Source organism: Streptomyces sp. NPDC001410 (assembly GCF_042895235.1).
In the GTDB taxonomy this organism is placed as follows: Bacteria; Actinomycetota; Actinomycetes; order Streptomycetales; family Streptomycetaceae; genus Streptomyces.
The window spans coordinates 129,109-149,184 of the sequence record NZ_JBIAWE010000005.1 but is presented as its reverse complement, the minus strand read 5'-3'; the positions used below and the strand labels follow the sequence as shown (position 1 = coordinate 149,184).

The window sequence follows — 20,076 nt, the reverse complement described above, 5'->3', positions numbered from 1 at the left end:
AATCATGTATTCCATTCATGCCGAGAGGGGGCCTCGAAAGAGCATGTCGCCGATCGCACACCGAGATATCGGCACCATCGTCAGGAATGCGCGCGTCCGGCGGGGAGTCAGCCAGCGCGCGGTGGCGGAGAGATCGGGGCTCAGCCTGCGGACGCTCCGCGAGATAGAACAGGGCCGCGTACGCGCACCCCGGGCCAGCTCCCTGCAACGGCTCGCCGAAGTCCTCGACGAGCCGGTGCTGTTCCCCGAGTCCGCGCCGGCCCCGCCGGACCCCGCCGCCCACACCGCCCATGAACCGCTCGCCGTGCAGATCCTCGGCAGGCTCTCGGTGCGCCGGGGGCCGGCCGAGGTGACGGCGGGCACCCCGAAGCAGCAGAGCCTGCTGGGCCTGCTGGCGCTGCGGGCGAACCAGCCCGTCGACCGCGACGAGATCACCGACGTCCTGTGGGGCGACGACATACCCGACTCCTTCGGGCAGCTGATCCACACGTACGTCTACCGCATCCGCCAGCTGCTGGAGACGCACACGGGCGACGAGGCGCCGCCCGCCCTGCTCATGCGCCGCTCCAACGGCTACGAACTGCTCGTCTCCGAGGAGGACCAGCTGGACCTGCTCCGGTTCCGCCGGTGTGCCCGGCTGGCCGGGCAGGCCCGTGAGGCGGAGCAGCCGGAGCGTGAGATCGCCCTGCTGGAGGAGGCCCTCACCCTGTGGCGCGGGCCCGTGCTGGAGGGCATGGGGCCCGGGCTCACGGACCACCCGGTCGCCGCGGAGGCCCGCAACCAGCGGGTCACCTCCGCGCTGCGGCTCGCCGACCTGGTCCTGCCACAGGGACGGTCCGAGGAGGTCATCGACCACCTCGGGCCGATCGCCCGGGACCACCGCCTGCACGAGGGCGTGCACGCACGACTCGTGACCGCACTGGCCGGTTCGGGCCAACGGGCCGCCGCGCTGGAGATGTTCGCCGCCGTCGACCGGCGGCTGCGCAACTACAGCGGCATCGGCGCGGGCGACGAACTGCGCCAGGCCCAGTCGGCCATCCTGCGCACGGACGAGGAGGCGGCGCCCCGCCCCGCCGCCCGCCGCGCCGCGGGTGAGCCGGTGCGCCCCTTCCACATGCCGCCCGGCATCCGCGACTACGTGGACCGGCCGGAACAGCAGCGGATCCTGCACCACCTCACCGGGCGCGGGCCACAGGTGGCCTTCGGCGCCGCGCCCATCGCCGCGCTGTACGGACCCGTCGGCGTGGGCAAGTCCATCCTGGCCGCCCGGGTGGCGGCCTCCTCCCGGCCCACCTTCCGCGACGGCGTGCTGCACGGGGAGCTGCGCACGGGCGCGCCCGAGGAGGTGCGGCTGCTGCTGGGCCGCTTCCTCACCGCGCTGGGCCTGCCGGCCGAGTCCGTGCCCGAGTCGCTGCCGGCCCGCAGCGCCCTCTACCGGGGCCTGCTGGGCAAGCGGCAGCTGCTCGTCGTCCTCGACGACGCACCCGGGGAGCAGGCCGTCCGGCCGTTCGTGCCAGGCGGGGTGAGCAGCGCGCTGCTCGTGTGCAGCCGGGAGCCGCTGTCCGCACTGGAGGGCGCGCGGCACTTCCGGATCACCCCGTTCGACGCCGACCAGGCGGCCGCCCTGCTGGCGTCCGTCATCGGGGAGGGCCGGGTGAGCGCCGAGCGTGGCGCGGCCGACCGCATCACCCGGCTGTGCGGCGGGCTGCCGCTGGCCGTACGGGTCGCCGGCATGCGGCTGGCGGCGCGTCCGCACTGGCCGCTGTCCCGGCTGGCGGAGCGCCTGGAGGACCCGGGGCAGCGGCTCGACGAGCTGGTCACCGGCGATCTGGACGTGGCCGCCCGGATCGCCCGCGCGCTGCCGGAGGCCGGGACCCGACTGGGCGACGCCGTGACCGAACTGGTCGGCAGCGCCGGGTCGTTCACCATCGCCGCCACGGTGGGGCTGCTCGGCTGCTCCCCGCGGGAGGCGGAGGACGTCCTGGAGGCCCTGGTGGACCGGCAGGTCCTGGAGGGTCCGGCCCGCTCCGGCGGGGAGTACGCCTTCCTGCCCCTGACCCGGCTGGCCGCGCTGGCCAGGGACAAGGGCCGCGTAGGTTGCCTGTCGGGGCGCTAGCTCAGCCGCACAGCTCCTTCACCCGGGCCACCAGGTCCGCCTCGGTCTCCCCCTCGCCGGGGACCGGGGCGACCTCCAGGTGGGTCACACCGGCCTCGCGGTAGGCGGAGATGCGGTCCTTGACGTACGACTCGGGGCCGCACAGCGTGGTGGCCTCCAGCAGGGCGTCCGGCACCGCGGCCGCCGCCGCCCGGCGCTCGCCGCGCAGGAACAGGGACTGGACGGTTTCGGCCTCGCGGCCAAAGCCGTAGCGGCAGACCAGGTCGTAGTAGAAGTTGCGGCCGGGCGCTCCCATGCCGCCGATGAACAGCGCGAGCCGGTCCCGCGCCCGCTCGCGGTGCCGGGCGGCGTCGTCGCCGATGGCCAGCAGGCCCCCGGCGGAGATCATCAGCGGGGCCCGGCCGGGTTCGCGGGCCGCGGCCCCGGCCCTGAGGTCCTCGCCCCAGACGCGGTCGCACCACTCCGGCACGAAGAACATGGGCAGCCACCCGTCGGCCGTCTTCGCGGTCATCCGCACGTTGCGCGGGCCGAGGGCGGCCACCCACACCGGGACCTCCGGCCGCGCCGGCGGTGTCAGCAGCCGCATCGGGGTACCCAGCCCGGTCGCGCCGGGTGTGTCGGCGGGCAGCGGGAGCCGGACCGTGGAGCCGTCGTAGGAGACCGGCTCGGCGCGCCGCCAGAAGGCGCGCATCACCTCGATGGTCTCCCGGGTACGGTCCACCGGGGACCGGTAGGGCACCCCGTGCATCCCCTCCACGACCTGCGGACCGGAGGCGCCCAGACCGAGATGGGCGCGGCCCCCGGAGAGGGCGTCGACCCCGGCGGCCGTCATCGCGAGCAGGGCGGGCGTACGGGTGTAGACCGACAGGATTCCGGAGCCGATCTCCACCCGGCTGGTGCGGGCGGCGATCGCGCCCATGAAGCTGGGTGCGTCGAACCCGTACGCCTCGGGCACCCAGATCAGGTCGAGGCCGGCCCGTTCGAGCGCGGTGACGTCACGGGCGGCCCGGACGATGTCGCCGTCGTAGCGCAGTTGCATCGAGATCTTCATGCTCGCGTCCTCGTGTGCTCGTCGGTGCCGGCTCAGCCGCGGGCGGCGGCGACCGGGCGGGCCGTCAGGGGGTGGAGCAGGCCGGCCAGGACCAGCTCGCGGACCCGGAAGCGCTGCACCTTCCCGGAGGAGGTGAGCGGCAGGTCCGTGGCGAGGTACAGGGCGGCGGGCACCATGTGCGGGGGCAGTCGACGCGCGCACTCGGCGAGCACCTGCCCGGCGTCGGGCTCCGGGTGGTCGGCGGCGGGCTGCAGGACGGCGGCCACGACCTCGCCGTACTTGTCGTCCGGGACACCGACGACGACGGCGTCGCGAACTCCGGGCACCGTGCACAGCAGTTCCTCGATGGCGGCGGGCGATATGTTCTCGCCGCCCCGGATGATCAGGTCGTCGAGGCGTCCGGCGACGCGCAGGGTGCCGTCCGCGGCCATTGAGCCGAGGTCCCCGGTGTGCAGCCAGCCGTCCGCGTCGACCTTGCGGGCGGTGGCCTCCTCGTCGCCGTGGTAGCCGAGCATCTGCTGGTACCCGCGGGCACAGATCTCGCCCTGGACGCCGAGCGGCCGCACCACCCCGGTGCCCGGCTCCACGATCCGCACCTCGGCGTGCGGCAGCGGCCGGCCCACCGTGGTGGTCTTCAGCTCGGCGGAGTCCTCGGGCCGGGTCAGGGTCAGGACGGAGGCCGTCTCGGTCTGCCCGTACAGGTTGAAGACGGTCGTGGAGAACAACTCCTCGGTGTCGCGGATGAGCTGGGCCCGCACCGGGGCGGCACCGGTGAGCACCGCCGAGAGGGCCGGCAGCGGTTCCTGGGCAGCGGCGGCCACCTCGCACAGGGAGGTGAGCACCGTCGGCACGCTGGTCAGCAGGGCGCCCGGGTGCTTCCGCAGCGTCTCCAGCAGGGCCAGCGGATGGAAGCGCTCCAGCAGGACGAACGTGCCGCCGCTCCACAGCGGCCCCAGGGTGGAGATGACACAGCCCGCGGTGTGGAACATCGGCAGCGGGGAGACCACGGTGACCCCGCGCGGGACGCCGAGCCCCTCGAAGGTGAGGCGGGCGACGTTGACGACCGCGCGGTGGGAGAGCAGCACCGCCTTGGGCGTCCCGGTGGTCCCCGAGGTGAACTGCAGCTGGGCCGGGACCGCGCGGACCACCTCGTCCGAGGGCAGCGGACCGCTCGCCCGGAGCGTGTCCCACGCCCCGAGGGGGACGATGTGCCGCAGGCCGGGCAGCCGCGGTTCGACCTCGTGGACGATCGCGGCCATGTCGTGGTCGCGGCTGCGCTCGGCGTGCAGCAGCAGCTCGGCGCCGGAGGCGCGCAGCGCGTGCTCCAACCCCTCCGCGCGCAGCGCCGGGTTCAGCGTCACCAGGGTCACGCCGGCCAGCGCGGCGGCATAGGCGAACACGGGCCAGCGGGCCACGTTCGGCGCCCATACGGCCACCTTGGCGCCCACCTCCACGCGCCGCAGCAGGCCCGCCGCGACGGACTCCGCCTCCGCGAGCAGTTCGCGGTAGGTCCACTGCTGCCGGGGCCCGTCGCCGTCGGGCAAGCCCACCAGGGCGACGGTGTCCCCGTGGGCCGCCGCGGCCTCGCGCAGCAGTGCGCCGACGGACCGGTCGAAGAGGGGGACGGAGCGGTCCGCGGGCCAGGACGACTCAGCGGGCATGAACGGGCTCCTTCGGACGAGGGCGGCCGCATTCGGCCAGGACGGCGAACATTCTCGGAAAACAAACGGCCGTCACGGGGAAAGAGGCAGAAGGAAATCCAGGCTGTTTCCAGTTCCGTGTTTCTTCAGGTGCCTTACGGTGCAGCGACCGAACTGCGCGGAAAAGCTTGGGAGTTCATCATGACGCGGAATCTGACGGGTGCCTGGCCCGGATTGGCGGGGCTGCGGGTACTGGATCTGTCCCGGTTGCTGCCCGGGGGATTCGCGACGCTGATGATGGCTGATCTGGGCGCCGACGTCGTCAAGGTCGAGGACCCGCAACTCGGCGACTACGGGCGGCTCGTGGACCCGGACGCCTTCGCCGCGCTGAACCGCAACAAGCGGTCGGTCGTGCTCGACCTGCGGACCGAGGACGGGCGCGCGGACCTGCTGCGACTGGTGCGGGACAGCGACGTCGTCGTGGAGTCGTACCGGCCCGGCGTACTGGACGCGATGGGCCTCGGGTACGACCGGCTGCGGGAGGCCAATCCGCGGATAGTGCTGTGCTCGATCACCGGCTTCGGGCAGACCGGGCCGTACGCGCGGCGGCCGGGCCACGACCTCAACTTCCTTGCCCTGTCCGGGTTCTTCGCCGTACCGCATCGCACCACGGGCCGCGCCGACCGGGTGGGCGTGCGGGTGGCGGACCTGGCCGGCGCGATGTACGCCGCGTACGCCACCGTCGTCGCCGCCTTCGCCGTCCGCACCACGGGCGAGGGCCAGCACCTCGACGTCTCCCTGCACGAGGCGGCCGCGGCCTGGAGCGGGCTGTTCGCGCTGCCGCTGCTGGAGCGGGCCGAGCCCGTGGACAGTCCGCTGGTCACCGGGGACAACGACGTGTTCACGGTGGCCGACGGCCGCCGGATCACCCTCGCCACCTTCGAGGACAAGTTCTGGCTGGCCTTCCGGCACGCCCTGGCACCGGAGTTCCCCGAGCTGGACGACGACTCCTGGGACCGGCGGCCCGCCCGCACCCGGGCCAAGCACCAGGTGGCCGCGCTGCTGGCCGGCGTGTTCGCACAGCGTGACTTCGCCTGGTGGACCTCGGTCCTGTCCGGCCTCGACATCCCCTGGGCGCCGGTCTACGAGTCCGCAGGGGAACTGCTGGCGGACCCGCACACGGCCGAGCGGGAGCTGGTGGGCACACTGCCGGGCTCCGCCGCCGACCGGCCGCGCCGCCAGGTGCGGTTCCCGGTGCGCTTCGGCGCGGGCCTCGACTCGCTGCGCGGCGCGGCTCCCGCGCACGGGGAGCACACGGCCGAGGTGCTGGGCCGGCGGCCGGAGACGGCCGAGGGGGAGTGAGCGGACCGAAGGCCGGTGCCGTCCGCACGACGGCACCGGCCCCTTCGGCATCAGTGCGGCAGCGCCACGCCGAGGCCCAGTTCGAGCGCCCGGTCGCGGACCGCCGCGGCCACGGCGATGTCGTGCACGCCCATGCCGAACGGGTTGACCACCACCCGGTCCGCGGCACCGACCGTCCCCGCGAACGCGCCCGACACCAGCGCCGGCAGGGTGGCGTCGACGCTCCGGCCGCCGTCCGGGGCCGGTTCGCCCGGACCGGTGACCCGGCCGGCCCGGGCGAGCTTCCCGAGCAGCCGGTGCTCGTCCTCGGCGACCAGCTGCCAGTCGTCGACGAACAGCGCGTCGCAGCCCAGCAGCAGACTCTCCGCCGCGTCGTCGAGCGAGACGTTGACGAAGACCGAACCCTCCGTCAGCCAGTTCAGCTCCACGTACGGCTCGGTCGTCGTCGTCACCGCCACGACCAGCCGCGCCCGGCCGGCCGCCTCCCGCGCCTCGGCCACGACGGACACGGCCAGCTGCGGTGCCGAGGTGCCGAGCCGGCCGGCCAGTCGGCGGGCGCGACCGGGGTCCTGGTCGTACAGGACGACCTCGGACAGCTTCGGGCAGGTCCGCACGAGCAGGTCCAGATGCACCTCGGCCTGCCGCCCGCAGCCGAGGAAGGCCGCCTCGGTGACCTGGGCGGGATCCCGCAGGGCACGCAGCGCGGCCAGCGACACGCCAGCGGTGCGCAGGGCGCTGATCAGTCCGCCCTCCATCACCCAGGTGGGCCGGGCGGTCTCCGGATCGTTGAGGACGATCAGCCCGGCGGCGCGGGGCAGGCCGAGGCGCTGGTTGCCCAGCGAGGCGTTGATGATCTTGCAGCCGTAGGCGTCGCCGGACCAGCCGGGCAGGATCAGGCTGCGCGCGGCGGCACCGGAGGGCGTCGTCCAGCGCAGTGCGGCCTCGGGGGTGAGCCCGGCCGCCTCGCGGTGCACGGCCCGCAGGGTGTCCTCGACGATGTCGACGACCGGCAGGGCGGCGCACACATCGGCCACGTCCGCGCTGCCGAGATAGGTGAGCGGAGGCATGGGGGAATCGGTCATGGGATGGCTGTCTCCTGTGCGTGGGTGGTGCCGGCCAGAGCTTCGAGCGCCGCGCCGACGCCCGGCGCCGCGCCGACGCCCGGCGCCGCGGCCGCCCGGGCCTTCGCCGCGGTCTCCTCCAAGGGATACTTCTCGCCGCTGTCCGGGCATACGCAGGCCACCTCGCGCAACGCCGGGTCCGCGGCGGCCCGGACCACCGCGGCCAGCACGGCGGCACCCGAGCTGCCGCCCAGCGACAGCCCGGTGGCCCGCCGCAGCAGCACACAGGCCGCCGCGGCGTCCTCGTCGCGCACCCGGACGACCTCGTCGACATGGTGCGGGCGCACGAAGTCGGAGGGGCGGCCCGAGCCGAACCCGGCAAGCTTGTACGGCCGGTCCGCCGGCGGACCGCCCAGCGCGGCGGAGCCCACGGCGTCGACGGCGATGACCCGGGCGGCGGGCAGAAGGTCCCGGAAGGACCGGGCGATCCCGGCCAGCGTGCCGCCGGTCGAGACCGCCACGGCGACCGCGTCGTACGCGCCGCCCGGTGCCTCCCGCACCAGCTCCACCCCGGTCCGGCTCTCGTGCACACCGGGATTGGCGGGGCTGCGGTACTGGTCCGTCCACACGGCGCCGGGATCCCGGCGCAGCAGGTCCTCGACGGCCCGCAGCCGGGCGTCCAGCGTCCTGCCGCCCGGCACCTCCCGCACCACGACGACGTCGGCGCCCAGTTCCCGCATACGGCCCACGCTGGCCTGCGGGGTGCTCGGCTCGACGACCAGGGTGCAGGCGTAGCCCCGCGCGGCGCACAGGCCGGCGAGCGCGATACCGAGGTTGCCGGAGGTGGACTCCACCACCCGGCTGCCCGGGCCCAGCCGGCCGCTCGCCTCCAGGGCGTCCAGCAGGGCCTGAGCCGTACGGGCCTTGATCGAGCCGAAGGGGTTGTGCCACTCCAGCTTCAGCCACAGCCGCACGGACCCGTCCGGCAGCGGGACACGGACCGGCACCAGAGGGGTGCCGCCGATCCGCCCCGGCGGGTGGACCGTGGTCGTCGGCGCGTCGAACGACGTCATGAGTGATCGTTTCCTGCAGTCATGACCTGCTCCGGCCGCGCCCCCGCGGTGGGCCGGGTGACGTGGTCGGGGCCGATGTCGCTGATCCGGTAGCCGCGCGGATAGCCCGGGTAGGTCCGGGCGGTGGGCCGGGTCATCAGCCGGGCCATCAGGTCCGGCGCAAGGCGCTCGGCCGCCGCGTGGCCCCGCAGCCCCAGCACGTTCAGGCCGCGCACCCATCCGGCCGGCTCCCGCATGCCGAGGGCGTCGCGCGCCGCGCGGTCCAGGCGGCAGGGCAGGGTCGCGGCCACCACGTCGCTCACCGGACGCGGGTACCAGGAGGCGTACAGCCGGAGAATGTGGCCGCCCACCCGCTCGTTGCTGGGCGCGGTGCGGAAGCGCTCCTTCTCGTAGTCGCGGTTGAACCGCTCGAAGGCGTCGACGTCGGTGGGCAGGTCTCGGATGTTCATCCGCCGTCCCACCTCCGTGTAGAAGTAGAACGCCGCCAGCCGCTCCGTCTCGCTGACCCGGCGCCACGCCCAGCGGTCGATCCACCGGATCGGCTCGAAGACGAACGTGGACAGCACATAGAGCATGTCGTCGTTGTCGATGGAAAAGCGGCGGTGCGCCTGGTTGATCTGCCGCAGGGCCTGCCGGCCGCGTTCGGAGTCGTATCCGCCGCGCACCATTTCGCCGAGCAGAATTCTGGTGTCGTCGTACCGTTTCTGGGCGCGCAGCGCGAATTCCCCGCTGCCGTCCAGGGTTTCGGAGATGCTGGGCACACAGCAGGTGCGCCAGATCGCGACTTCCAGACCGCGGCCGTAGTCCCAGGGGAACTCCCGGTCGGAGGATATGCGGTGGATCAGCTCGTGATCCGCCTTCGGATCGAGCGTCTGCAGGTGTTTCAGGGTCGCGTACCGGTCTCGCATTCGAGTACCTCGATCGCTGGTGATCCGCATGGGTCGGGGCCCGCTACAGCGGGGTCGAGCCGGTGGCCGAGACGACCTCGGGCCGCGTCGGGTCGAACCGGCCGGTCTCGTAGCGCCACTGGAGCTGGCCGCTGAGCCAGCTGCGCAGGCCCTCGATGTGGCGGCGCAGCGACTCCCGCTCGGCCGGGGACAGTTCGGCCGCCAGGGCGGGGCCGGGGAAGGTCCGGCTCAGCTCGGTGAACCGGTCGAAGCGCGCCTGGACCATCGCGCCGACCGCGTCGACCGAGGTCTGCAGATCGCAGCCGTGCTCGTGGCGGTGGACCAGCACGAGGTTGTGCGGGTCGCCGAGCAGCGCCTCCTTCTCGCAGGAGAAGAGGTCGTTGGTCCACAGGTCGGCGTCGGAGAGCGCCTGGTTCATCTCGGTGAACTCGGGCAGCCGGTAGATCTCCTCGGGGACCTCGGTGTGCGTGGTCACCTCGATCAGGTCCAGGTACGGCATCAGGGCGCGGCCGCGGTACTCGATGTACTCGGCGAGGCTCGGCACCCGGCCGGTGAGGCGGTTGCGGGACTCCCACACGCAGGTGTCGAAGAACGCCCCGACGTGGTCGGCGAAGCGGGCGCGCCAGGTGTCGGACGTGTACGGCGCGGTGCGGCGCCACAGGTCCGCGTAGGCCGGGTGGAACACCCGGCTGAGGGAGGCCTCCACCGGGTTCTGCGGCAGCTCGGGGACGGTGCCGTCGGAGGGGAGCCAGCCGAGGACCTCGTCGCACACGCGGCGCAGCCGGTCGGGGTCCTGGCCCAGCCGGGTCTCGTCGAACTGGTCGTCCAGGACCAGCATGCAGCTGATCCAGTCGGTGACCAGGGCGAGTTCCGTCTCGCCGGAGTGGGGATAGGCGCGGGACATCAGGGTGCCGAGCAGGGAGCGGGCGTGGTGGTCGCGGGCGGCCTGGTCGGGGACGAGGTCGTGGCGGGCGACGAAGGCGCGGGTGCTCTGTTCGACGCTGTCGGTGAACGGGCTGATTCTGGTGGGGAAGTCGGAGTGGAGGGGCGGCATGCGGAGGGTCATCTGGCATCCGTCGTGGTGTTGGTGTGGTCGTGTGGGGTGTGCCGCCTCGGCTTCGCCTTCGGCGGGATTTGGTTCCCACCCGCACCACCCGTGCAGCTTTCGTCGTCGGGTGCGGGTGGCCCCTGTGGGGGTGCTCGCCGTCGGCGGCTTGCGGGGTGTGGGGGTGTGCCGGGTCGGCTTCGCCTTCGGAGGCTTGTGGGGCGTTGGGGCCGGCTCGGCTTCGCCGGCGGCGGCGTGCGGGGAGAGTGGGGCGTTGCTTCAGGTCGGTAGTTGGAGGGACTTGGTCTGCTGGAACTCGTGGATGCCGTGTGGGCCCAGTTCGCGGCCTACGCCGGACATGCCGTAACCGCCGAAGGGGGCCGACGGGTTGAAGGCGGCGTCGTTGATGTCGACCTGGCCGGCGCGGAGTTGGCGGGCCACGGACGTGGCGCGGTCCTGGTCGGCGGACCAGACGGTTGCCGCCAGGCCGTAGGGGGTGGCGTTGGCCAGGCGGACGGCGTCCGGCTCGTCCTCGTAGGGGAGCAGGACCAGGACGGGGCCGAAGATCTCCTCCTGGGCGAGCGGGGCGTCGGGCGGTACGTCGGTCCAGGCGCCGGCCGGTACGTAGTGGCCGAGGGAGGGGATCTCGTCCTGTGAAGGGCCCGCCACCTGACGGGCGCCGGTGGCCTCGGCGGCTCGCAGGTGCTCCCGGACGCGGTCGCGCTGGGTCCGTGAGACCAGGGGGCCGAGTCGGCAGGCGGGGTCGGTCGGGTCGCCCGGCGGGTAGGCGGCGAGGGTCGAGCGGACCACGTCCACCGCCTCGTCCAGGCGGGAGCGGGGCACGAGCAGCCTGCTGCGGGCGGAACAGGTCTGCCCGGCGTTGTGCAGGGCGGAGTGCACCCCGTCGGTGACGGCCGTGGTGAGGTCGGCGTCCGGCAGGACCACCGTCGCCGACTTGCCGCCCAGCTCCAGGCAGACCCGCTTGACGCCGGCGCCCGCGAGTGAGCCGACCTCCCGGCCGGCGCGCAGCGAGCCGGTGAAGGAGACCACGTCGACGCCGTCGGCGGCGGCGAGCGCCCGGCCGGCCTCCGTGCCCCGGCCCGGCACCAGGTTGAACACGCCCGGCGGCAGGCCGAGGCCGTCGATCAGGGTGGTGAGGAAGTACGCGGAGAGCGGCGTGAGTTCACTGGGCTTGAGCACCACCGTGCAGCCCGCCGCCAGCGCGGCGCCCACCTTGGCGATCACCTGGTGCAGCGGATAGTTCCACGGCGTGATCGCGCCCACCACCCCGGCCGGCTCGCGCACGACCAGCGAGTGCCCGATCCGCTCCGCGTCCGGCTGAGCCGTCAGGGCCTCGACGAAGCCCTCCAGCACCTTCAGGGGAAGGCCCGCCTGCACGCGCCGGGAGAAGGTGATCGGTGAGCCCATCTCCCGGGTGATCAACCGCGCCATCTCGTCGTGGTGTTCGGCGAGGGAGTCGCGCAGGGACAGGAGTGCCCCGGCCCGGTCGGCCGGGTCCGTCGCGGCCCAGCCGGCACCCGCCGCACCGGCCGCCGCCACGGCGCGCGCCACGTCCGCCGCGCCGCACGCCGGCACCTGGGCGATCTCCGTCTCGGTGGCCGGATTCTCGACCGGAAGCGTCTCCCGGCTCTCGGGAGCGACCCAACGGCCGTCCAGATAAACCGAGCCAAGTGGCAGCGAATCCATGACTGGTGAATCCAAGGGTGGTGAATCCATCACTGGTGAATCCATGGCTGTCGAAAAGACCCTTCAGGCGTCGGGCGGTGCAACAGGCAAGTCAAACCCTCGCCCAACCGACGCACAGAGGACTGGAGACAACCTGAATGGGCAACTGCCCCCGGACCGGCCTGAGCAGCCAAGCGAAGAATTTGTGGCTAGGGTGGCGAACCGTATTTGGCCGGTCGTGTTCGTCTTCCGATGGAGAGGCCATCAGTGTCCCTGACACACATTCGCCCAGCGCACGGCGACAGCGCGTGGATCAAGAGATACCGACCGCTGGAGTCACCCTCTCTGCGGCTGTTCTGCCTGCCCTACGCGGGCGGCAACGCCGGGGCGTTCCACCGGTGGGCCCAGGCCCCGCTCGACGGGGTCGAGGTCGTCGCCGTGCAGTACCCGGGGCGTCAGGACCGCCTCGCGGAGGAGTGCCTCCCGGACATGGAGTCACTCGCCGACGGCGTCGCCGCGGCCCTCGTGCCGCTGCTCGACCGGCCCTTCGCCCTCTTCGGGCACAGCATGGGGGCGGCGGTCGCCTACGAGGTGGCGCTGCGCCTGGAACACCGCTATCGGGCCAGGCCACGGCGGGTGTTCGTGTCCGCCGCAGGCTCCCCGCTGCGCCCCCGGAGCCACACGGACATACATCTCAGAAGCGACGACGCGATGGTGGAGTGGTTCGGTGAACTCGGCGCGATGGACAAGGCGGTGCTGGCGGACCCTGAACTGCGTCCGCTCGTGCTTCCTGCGATGCGTGCGGATCTGCGACTCATCGAGACCTACCGGCCACCGCAGGGTCGGCGGACGGCCGCCCCGGTCACCGCGTACGTCGGTGACGCCGATCCCGGAGTCGACCCGGACGACGCACGCGCCTGGCAGGACCTGACCTCCGCGGAGTTCTCGTTCCGTGCCTTTTCCGGGGGGCATTTCTATCTGTCGGACCACGAAGACGCACTTCTGGCCGACATCACCGAACGGCTGGGAGGAGACTGCAAATGATCGGTCACGACGACGAAGTGGCCCGCCGCGTCCGGGAAATCATGGTCGACGTACTGGATCTGCGGCTGACGCCGGCGGAAATACGCGACGACATATCGCTCTATTCGCCGGTGATCCGCCTGGATTCACTCAACCTGCTGCAACTCCTGATGGCGGTCGAGGAGGAATTCGGCGGCCACATCGAGGACGAGGACATCATGGAGGCCGACCTGGAGAACGTCGGCGACCTCATCGCGCTGATCGGCAAGCACATGCCGGCGACCGTGGCCCGGGACGGCGTGGCATGAAGGTGACCCGCAACCAGGTCCTGCTCGGCGAGGACGACGTCCCCACCCACTGGTACAACATCCTGGCGGACCTGGACGTGCCGACGGCCGACGTCCGCCGGGCCCGCCCGCGCACCGAACCCGCCGACGGCACCCCGCCGCAGCCGGGCGCCCAGTCCGGGCTCGCCCCCAACATCCCGCTGTCGATGTACCGGGCCAGCGTGGGCCGCGAGCGCTTCGTCGAGATTCCCGCCGAGGTCCGCGCCGAGTACCAGCGCTGGCGGCCCACCCCGCTGGTCCGGGCCCGCGCCCTGGAGCGCGCCCTCGACACCCCGGCCCGCATCTACTACAAGTACGAGGGCGCCAACGGGGTGGGCAGCCACAAGCTCAACTCCGCGCTGGCCCAGGCGTACTACTACAAGAAGTCGGGTGTCGAGCACCTCACCACGGGCACCGGCGCCGGGCAGTGGGGCAGCGCCCTGGCCGTGGCCTGCCAGGCCATGGACCTCGAGTGCACGGTTTTCATGGTCCGGGTCAGCCACGATCAGAAGCCCTACCGGCGCGTCCTGATGGAGCTGCACGGAGCCCGGGTGGTGCCGAGCCCCGGCGGGCTGACCGAGACCGGGCGCAGGCTGCAGGCCGAGCGGCCCGACAGCGCGGGCAGCGTCTCCGTCGCCAACGCCGAGGCGCTGGAGTACGCCAGGTCCGTGCCGGGCGGCCGGTTCTGCGTGGGCAGCGGCGAGAACCACGTCCTGCTGCACCAGACGGTCATCGGCGAGGAGGCGCTCAAACAGCTCGCCGCCGTCGGCGAGTTCCCGGACGTCGTCGTCGCCTCCATGGGCGCCGGCAGCAACTTCGCCGGTCTCGCCTTCCCCTTCCACCGGGAGCGGCTGCGCACCGGCGCCGCCACCCGGCTGATCGCGGTCGAGCCCGAGGCCTGCCCGAAGCTCACCCGGGGCCGGTACGCCTGGGACTACAACGACGTCTCCGGCACCACCCCGATGACCAAGATGTACACCCTCGGCCACACCTTCGAGGCCCCGGGCGTGCACGCCGGCGGGCTGCGCTACCACGGTGCCGCGCCGCTGGTCAGCGCGCTGTACGAGCAGGGCCTGATGGAGGCCGTGGCCTACGGCCAGAACACCGTCTTCGAGGCGGGCGTGCTGTTCGCCCGCGCCGAGGGCCTGGTGCCCGCGCCCGAGTCGGCGCACGCCGTACGGGCCGCCGTCGACGAGGCCGTACGGGCCCGCGAGGAGCGCACCGAGAAGGTCATCCTGCTCAACGTCAGCGGGCACGGCATGCTCGACCTGTCCGCCTACCAGCAGTACTTGTCCGGGCAGTTGGCCGACCACGTGGTCTCCGACGAGGCCATCGCGGCCTCGCTGGCCGCCCTGCCGGACGCCGAGCCCGCGGGTGCGGTGTCATGAGACTCGCCCCCACCGACGAGCAGACGGCGCTGGCGGAGCGGCTGCGCGAACTCGGCGCCACTGCCCTGGGCGGCGACCTGGAGCAGCGCGAACGCACCCAGAACCTCCAGCCCGGTGACTGGCAGCGGTGCGCTGACGCCGGGGTGTTCGCGCTGCCCGTGCCGAAGGAGTACGGCGGCCTCGGTCTCGACCCGCTGACCTGCGCGCTGGCCCTGGAGGGCCTGGGGCGGGGCTGCCGGGACAACGGCCTGCTGATCTGTGCCGGCGCCCATCTGTGGGCGGTCGAGCTGCCGCTTCTGCTCTTCGGCACCGAGGAGCAGAAGCGCCGCCACCTGCCGGGCCTGGTCGACGGCAGCAGCATCGGCGCCCACGCGATCACCGAGGCGGGCTCCGGCTCCGACGCGCTGTCGCTGTCCGCCGTGGCCCGGCGCGAGGGCGACCACTACGTGCTGAACGGCGGCAAACGGTTCATCACCAACGCGCCGGTGGCCGACCTGTTCATCGTCTACGCGACCGTCAACCCCGAGCTGGGCTTCACCGGCGTCACCGCGTTCCTCGTCGACCGGGACACGCCCGGCCTCACCGTCGAGACCGGCTTCGAGAAGACGGGTCTGCGCACCGCGCCCTGGGGCGAGATCGTCCTGAGCGACTGCCGGATCCCCGTCGCGAACCGGCTCGGCGCTCAGAAGCAGGGGTCGAGGATCCTCGCCACCGTCATGGCCTGGGAGCGGTCCCTCATCCTCGCCCCGCTGCTCGGCACCATGCAGCGCCAGATCGACGAGTGCACCCGGTACGCCCGCAGCCGCGAGCAGTTCGGCAGCATCATCGGCCGCTTCCCCTCCGTGTCCCACAGCGTGGTCGGCATGCAGGTACGGCTGGAGGCCGCCCGGCTGCTCACCTACCGGGCCGCCTGGGACCTGGGCCGGGGCGACACCGGCTCGGTGTTCCCCGAGGCCGCCCAGCTGGAGACCAGCGAGTCCGCCGTCCAGACCTTCCTGGACGCCGTCCAGCTCCACGGCGGCCTCGGCTACACCACCGCCACCGACGCCGAGCGCAACCTCCGGGACGCCCTCGGCACCCGGATCTCCTCCGGCACCTCCGACATGCAGCGCAAGGTGATGGCCGAGAAGCTGGGCCTCACCGTCCGGGCGCGGCACACCGCGGACGGAAGGCACACACCGTGACGACCCTGGCCGACCTGCTCACGCGCGCCGCCGCCGAGCGGCCCGGCGCCCCCGCGCTGCGCGACCGCGAGCGGACGCTGACCTACGCCGAACTGGACCGCGCCGCCGGTGCGCTGGCCGCCGCGCTGCGGCAGGCCGGCGTAGGACCCGGCGACCGGGTCGGGCTGTGGCTGGCCAAGTCCGCCGAGACCGTCGTAGCCGTCCACGCGGCACTGCGGCTGGGCGCCGCCTACGTACCGGTGGACCCCGCGGCACCGCCCGCCCGCGCCGCCTACATCCTGCGCGACTGCTCCGTCGCGGCCCTGGTCACCGACAGCGGCCGACTCGCCCTGCTGGACGAGCAGCACGCCGGTGCGGACGACCCCTTCCGGCTCGTTGTCGTGACGGGCGCGACGGGCGCGACGGGCGCGACGGGCGCGACGGACCCGGCGCCGGACGGACGTCCCGAAGGCGCCCGGCGGCTGGGCTGGCAGGCCGTGCTGGAACAGTCCGCGGCCGACGCCGTCGCGCCCGTCCGGGTCGCGCCGGACGACCTTGCCTACGTGCTGTACACGTCCGGTTCGACGGGCACCCCCAAGGGGGTCATGCTCTCGCATCGCAACGCCCTGGCGTTCGTCGACTGGGCCGTGGCCGAGACCGGGCTGACCGGCGCCGACCGAGTGTCCTCGCACGCCCCGGTCCACTTCGACCTCTCCGTCTTCGACCTGTTCGCCACCGCACGGGTCGGCGCCTGCCTCGTCCTGGTGCCGGAGAACCGGCGCGGGCTCGGCGTCGCCCTGAACCGGCTGGTCGCCGAGGAGCGGATCACGGTCTGGTACTCGGTGCCGGGCGCCCTGATCCGCATGCTCGACGCGAAGAACCGCGAGCTGCTGGAGTCGAGCGGGCTGCGCACGGTCCTGTTCGCCGGGGAGCCGTTCCCGCTCAAGCACGTCCGGCGGCTGCGCGAGGCCCTGCCCGAGGCGGCCCTCTACAACCTGTTCGGACCGACCGAGACCAACGTGTGCACCTTCCACCGCGTCACCGACGACGACCTCGCCCCCGGCCGGACGGCCCCGCCGCCCATCGGCCGGCCCTGCCCGTACGCCCGGGCCACCCTGCACGACGCGGACGGCCGCCCGATCGACGACGTCCCCGGCGCCGAGGGCGAACTGGTCGTCGCGGGCGACTCGGTGATGCTCGGCTACTGGGGCGCCCCCGAGGGCCCGGCCGGGGTGCACCGCACCGGCGACCTGGTCCGCCACGAGGCCGGCACCGGGTACGTCTACCTGGGCCGCCGCGACCACATGGTGAAGATCCGCGGCTACCGCGTCGAACCCGAGGAGATCGAGGCCCGGCTGCTCGAACTGCCCGAGGTGCACGAGGCCGCCTGCGTCGCCGTACCGGACCCCGGCGGCGACCCCGACGCCACCGCGCTGGAGGTCCATGTGATCCCCGCCGACGGGGCCCGCCCCGACCCGGACGCGCTGCGCCGGCACTGCCTGGAGCACCTGCCGCGCTACATGGTCCCGCAGGAGTTCCGGTTCCTGACGGCGTTCCCGCGCACCTCGACGGGCAAGGTCGACCGCCGGGCGCTGGCCGCGCTGCCGCGCCCGCGCCCCGAGGAGGAACCGTGCCTGGTGAAACACTGACCCTGGAGGTGCCCAGCCGGATCCTCGGCCGCACCAAGCGCGCCACGGTCCTGCTGCCGGACGGCTACGAGCCGCACGGCCCCGGCCACCCCGTGCTGTACCTGCTGCACGGCTACGGCGGCGGCCGCGGCACCTGGCTGGAGCGCACCCGGCTCGCGGAGTACCTGCGGGGCAGCCGGCTCGTGGTGGTCATGCCGGAGAGCGGGCGCCGCTGGTTCGTCAACGACCACGCGGGCCTGCGCTACGAGGACCACTTCACCGAGGAACTGCTGCCCGCCGTCGACGCCCGGTTCAACACGCTCGCCCGCCGCTCGGCCCGGGCCGTGGGCGGGTTCTCCATGGGCGGGGCGACCGCGCTCTTCCTGGCGCTGCGCCACCGCGCGCTGTTCTCGGCCGTCACCTCGCACGCGGGCGCCTTCGAGGCCCCGCGGCGGATCGGCGACCCCTACCACGAGCACCGCGGCGAACCGGACTTCGTGATGCCGACGGTCGAGAGCCACGAGCGCGTGTGGGGCCCGCCCGGCAGCGAGACCCGGCGCAGCTACGACCCGTACCGGCTGCTGGCGCGGGAGGACCCGCTGCCGCCGCCGGCCCTGCACCTGGACGTCGGCACCGGCGACCACGACCGCATGGTCCGGATGAACCGGGCCGTGCGCGACGCGCTGCGCGAGCGGGGCTGGCCGCTGGAGTACCGGGAGCGGCCGGGCGGCCACGACTGGGAGTTCGTGAACGACGCCCTGCCCGACGCGCTGGACTTCCTGCACGGCCGGCTCACCGCGGCGGCCGCGACACCGCAGGAGGTGCGGGCATGACGGCCGACGAGAAGGCACCCGTGGTCCTGGTGACCCGGCCGCGCGAGGGCGTCGTGGCGGCCACCCTGAACCGTCCCCACCGCGCCAACGCGCTGACCGAGGAGGTCTTCGAGGCGCTCGGCGCGCTCTGCGCCGCGCTCGCCGGCGACCCCTTGGTGCGGGTGCTGGTCCTCAAGGGGGCGGGGGAGACCTTCTGCTCCGGGTACGACGTGGCCGAGGTCGGCCGGCTGGCCGCGCTGCCGCCGCTGGAGCTGACCGCCCTGCTGGAGCGCCAGGCGGAGGTGATCGCCGCGCTGCGCGAACTGCCGCAGACCGTCGTCGCCGCCGTCGACGGGGTCGCGGCCGGCGCGGGTCTCTCGCTCGCCCTGGCCGCCGACGTCCGTGTGCTGACCGCTCGGGCCCGGCTGCGGGCCGCGTTCGTGCGGATGGGCCTGTCCGGCGGCGACATGGGCGCGTCCTGGCTGCTGCCGCGGATCACCGGGTTCGGCTTCGCCTCCGAGATGCTGCTCACCGGCCGGTTCGTGACCGCCGAGGAGGCTCTCCAGCGCGGCCTCGCCAACCGGGTCTGCGCCATCCAGGACCTGCTGCCCGTCGTCATGGACAGCGCCGGGCAGATCGCCGGCAACAGCCCCGTGTCGCTGCGGCTGACCAAGCAGGTCCTGCAGTCCAACATCGACGCCCCGTCGCTGCGGGCCGCGCTGGAGCGCGAGATCCCCGTCCAGGTGATGGCGGCCAAGTCACCCGACGTCCACGAGGCGGTGACCGCCTTCCGCGAGCGCAGGTCCCCGCACTTCGCCACCGGCGACCAGGCCGGCACCAAGGAGGAACAACCATGACGCAGACCGGTACGACCTGGGCGCCGACACTGGTCGGGCCCGCCGAGGCAGGCGTCGCTGCGAGCCCCGACGGGCTCGCCGAGTACCTGCGCGGCACCGACCTCGACGACCTCCTCGTCCGTGAGAAGGCGGTCGTCCTGCGCGGCTTCTCCGTCACCGAGGACAGCTACGACGGCCTTGCCGACCTGCTGCTGCCCGAGCGGCTGGCCTACGTGCACGGCAACTCCCCGCGCACCAAGGTCGGCCGCAACCTCTACACCTCGACCGAGTACCCGGCCGAGTACGAGATCTCCATGCACAACGAGATGTCGTACGCCAGTGCCTGGCCGTCGCGGATCCTCTTCCACTGCGCGATCGCCGCCGAGACCGGCGGTGCCACCCCGGTGGTCGACGGGCAGCTGTGGCTGGACTCGCTGGACGCGGAGGTGCGCGAGGCGTTCGCCGGCGGGGTGCGGTACACGCAGAACCTGCACGACGGCGTCGGCTTCGGCAAGAGCTGGCAGGCCACCTTCGAGACGGACGACCGTACGGCGGTCGAGGAGTTCCTCGCCGGCACGGGCGCCGACCACGAGTGGCGCGCGGACGGCTCGCTGCGGGTGAGCCTGCTGCGCCCGGCCACCCTCACCCACCCCGTCACCGGGACCGAGGTGTGGTTCAACCAGGCCGACCAGTTCCACCCGGCGGGACTCGGCGAGGACGCGGCGGCGCTGGCCGCGGTGATCCCGGAGGACGAACTGCCGCAGCACGCCGTGTTCGCGGACGGCTCGCCGATCCCCGACGCGTACGTCCGGCACATCCAGGAGACGGGGATGCGGCTGGCGGTCGACGTGGACTGGCAGATGGGCGACCTGCTGTTCGTGGACAACGTGGCCGTGGCGCACGGCAGGCGGGCGTACACGGGGAAGCGGCGGATCCTGGTGGCCATGTCCGGCTGAGA

At 73.4% G+C, this 20,076-nt stretch carries 17 protein-coding genes; 10 read left to right on the top strand and 7 right to left on the bottom strand.

Annotated elements, in window-relative coordinates; all coding sequences use genetic code 11:
- Positions 1-4 precede the first annotated feature (4 nt).
- Entirely contained in the window at positions 5-2,116 is a 2,112-nt protein-coding gene (locus tag ACFY3C_RS12285; protein WP_390770690.1) for a BTAD domain-containing putative transcriptional regulator, read from the top strand.
- A 1-nt stretch (position 2,117) separates the two neighbouring features.
- Here the strand turns inward: ACFY3C_RS12285 and ACFY3C_RS12280 are convergent, their stop codons facing one another.
- A complete protein-coding gene (locus ACFY3C_RS12280; protein WP_390770689.1) occupies positions 2,118-3,167 on the bottom strand; it encodes an LLM class F420-dependent oxidoreductase in 1,050 nt (349 codons plus the stop codon).
- Between the two features lie 32 nt (positions 3,168-3,199).
- Positions 3,200-4,828, bottom strand: coding sequence for a class I adenylate-forming enzyme family protein (locus ACFY3C_RS12275; RefSeq protein WP_390770688.1), 1,629 nt, complete (start codon positions 4,826-4,828; stop codon positions 3,200-3,202).
- 180 nt (positions 4,829-5,008) lie between these two features.
- Between ACFY3C_RS12275 and ACFY3C_RS12270 the strand changes: the two genes are divergently transcribed.
- Positions 5,009-6,169 carry a CaiB/BaiF CoA transferase family protein gene (locus ACFY3C_RS12270; protein WP_390770687.1) on the top strand — a complete coding sequence of 387 codons (1,161 nt, stop codon included), beginning with the start codon at positions 5,009-5,011 and terminating at the stop codon, positions 6,167-6,169.
- A 50-nt stretch (positions 6,170-6,219) separates the two neighbouring features.
- Here ACFY3C_RS12270 and ACFY3C_RS12265 read toward each other — a convergent pair whose 3' ends face one another.
- From ACFY3C_RS12265 to ACFY3C_RS12245, 5 genes are all read right to left on the bottom strand, one after another.
- Entirely contained in the window at positions 6,220-7,251 is a 1,032-nt protein-coding gene (locus ACFY3C_RS12265) for an ornithine cyclodeaminase (RefSeq protein ID WP_390770686.1), read from the bottom strand.
- Positions 7,248-8,303: a cysteine synthase family protein gene (locus tag ACFY3C_RS12260; RefSeq protein WP_390770685.1), complete on the bottom strand. Its 1,056-nt coding sequence runs from the start codon at positions 8,301-8,303 to the stop codon at positions 7,248-7,250. Before ACFY3C_RS12260 ends, ACFY3C_RS12265 begins: the two co-directional genes overlap by 4 nt.
- A complete protein-coding gene (locus tag ACFY3C_RS12255) occupies positions 8,300-9,211 on the bottom strand; it encodes an oxygenase MpaB family protein (RefSeq protein ID WP_390770684.1) in 912 nt (303 codons plus the stop codon). The genes ACFY3C_RS12260 and ACFY3C_RS12255 overlap by 4 nt, the downstream gene beginning before the upstream one ends.
- A 43-nt stretch (positions 9,212-9,254) precedes the next feature.
- Positions 9,255-10,277, bottom strand: a complete 1,023-nt coding sequence (locus ACFY3C_RS12250; protein WP_386579046.1) for a hypothetical protein — start codon at positions 10,275-10,277, stop codon at positions 9,255-9,257.
- Positions 10,278-10,535: 258 nt separating this feature from the next.
- Entirely contained in the window at positions 10,536-11,963 is a 1,428-nt protein-coding gene (locus tag ACFY3C_RS12245; RefSeq protein ID WP_390770683.1) for an aldehyde dehydrogenase family protein, read from the bottom strand.
- Positions 11,964-12,209: 246 nt separating this feature from the next.
- Here ACFY3C_RS12245 and ACFY3C_RS12240 point away from each other — a divergent pair, with 246 nt between their 5' ends.
- Genes ACFY3C_RS12240 through ACFY3C_RS12205 form a run of 8 tightly spaced genes read left to right on the top strand, consistent with a single transcriptional unit; the run spans position 12,210 to position 20,074 of the window.
- On the top strand, positions 12,210-12,986 hold the full coding sequence (locus ACFY3C_RS12240; RefSeq protein ID WP_386579042.1) for a thioesterase II family protein: 777 nt from the start codon (positions 12,210-12,212) through the stop codon (positions 12,984-12,986).
- Entirely contained in the window at positions 12,983-13,273 is a 291-nt protein-coding gene (locus ACFY3C_RS12235) for a phosphopantetheine-binding protein (protein WP_390770682.1), read from the top strand. Before ACFY3C_RS12240 ends, ACFY3C_RS12235 begins: the two co-directional genes overlap by 4 nt.
- The gene (locus tag ACFY3C_RS12230; protein WP_390770681.1) at positions 13,270-14,679 is read left to right on the top strand and encodes a TrpB-like pyridoxal phosphate-dependent enzyme; all 1,410 of its coding nucleotides are present in this window, start codon (positions 13,270-13,272) and stop codon (positions 14,677-14,679) included. The genes ACFY3C_RS12235 and ACFY3C_RS12230 overlap by 4 nt, the downstream gene beginning before the upstream one ends.
- Positions 14,676-15,863: an acyl-CoA dehydrogenase family protein gene (locus tag ACFY3C_RS12225; protein ID WP_386579037.1), complete on the top strand. Its 1,188-nt coding sequence runs from the start codon at positions 14,676-14,678 to the stop codon at positions 15,861-15,863. Before ACFY3C_RS12230 ends, ACFY3C_RS12225 begins: the two co-directional genes overlap by 4 nt.
- On the top strand, positions 15,860-17,491 hold the full coding sequence (locus ACFY3C_RS12220; protein WP_390770680.1) for an amino acid adenylation domain-containing protein: 1,632 nt from the start codon (positions 15,860-15,862) through the stop codon (positions 17,489-17,491). Before ACFY3C_RS12225 ends, ACFY3C_RS12220 begins: the two co-directional genes overlap by 4 nt.
- Positions 17,473-18,303: an alpha/beta hydrolase gene (locus ACFY3C_RS12215; RefSeq protein WP_386579033.1), complete on the top strand. Its 831-nt coding sequence runs from the start codon at positions 17,473-17,475 to the stop codon at positions 18,301-18,303. Before ACFY3C_RS12220 ends, ACFY3C_RS12215 begins: the two co-directional genes overlap by 19 nt.
- Complete coding sequence (locus ACFY3C_RS12210) at positions 18,300-19,139, top strand: enoyl-CoA hydratase/isomerase family protein (protein ID WP_390770679.1); 840 nt, start codon at positions 18,300-18,302, stop codon at positions 19,137-19,139. Before ACFY3C_RS12215 ends, ACFY3C_RS12210 begins: the two co-directional genes overlap by 4 nt.
- On the top strand, positions 19,136-20,074 hold the full coding sequence (locus ACFY3C_RS12205; protein ID WP_390770678.1) for a TauD/TfdA family dioxygenase: 939 nt from the start codon (positions 19,136-19,138) through the stop codon (positions 20,072-20,074). The genes ACFY3C_RS12210 and ACFY3C_RS12205 overlap by 4 nt, the downstream gene beginning before the upstream one ends.
- The last annotated feature ends 2 nt before the right edge of the window (positions 20,075-20,076 follow it).